Source organism: Mesorhizobium amorphae, from assembly GCF_014843845.1.
GTDB lineage: Bacteria > Pseudomonadota > Alphaproteobacteria > Rhizobiales > Rhizobiaceae > Mesorhizobium > Mesorhizobium amorphae_A.
This window is the reverse complement of record NZ_JHQS01000090.1, coordinates 1-625: the sequence shown is the minus strand read 5'-3', so window position 1 is coordinate 625 and position 625 is coordinate 1. Positions and strand designations below refer to the sequence as shown.

1 pseudogene is annotated in these 625 nt (G+C 59.8%); it reads left to right on the top strand.

The window, feature by feature from the left end:
- A pseudogene (locus DH08_RS30120) lies at positions 1 to 402 on the top strand (transposase); the annotation flags it as partial.
- Between the last annotated feature and the right edge of the window lie 223 nt (positions 403 to 625).

Below are 625 nucleotides of genomic sequence, written 5' to 3'. Positions count from 1 at the left end.
TCATTGCCGAAGCCGGCGATCTTCGCCGTTTCGCTCATCATCGCCAGTTTCTGAAGTTCTGCGGACTGGACCTCTCGACACAGCAGTCAGGCCAATATCGCGGCCAGACCCGCCTTTCCAAATTCGGCAATGCTCGGCTGCGCCGCAGCCTGTGGATCGCCGGGCAAGTCGCCATCCGCCAGCGGGAGAACGGCTTCCGTCATAAGTTCGAACGCTACATCGCGAGGGATCGCGACAATCCCGATCTGCGCCGCAAGGCAATGACCGCTATTACCGCCAAGATGGCGCGTGTCGTGCACGCCGTCGTCAAAGGTGGTTCCGACTACCGGCCCTTCGTTGAAGGGCGGGTGCCAGGTGGAAGAACCTCTGTCAGCTAGGGCCGTGAGGGCATCGCTTCGATGACCCTGTAGATAATGTTCGGGTCTTCCGCCTGGATCAGAAGCTCGTGTTGAGGACGGTGAGGGCCGCCTTCGTGCGTACCCTGTGTTTGCTATGGACGAGACCTTTTCCCTTGCCGGTGGAAGCCGCCTGGTTCGATGACTTGACCAACGTCACGCAGCAAGAGCATGCTGGCGGATAGAGAGACCTTGACTGCAGGCTCCATTTCGTTCCGCGCTTAGGACGT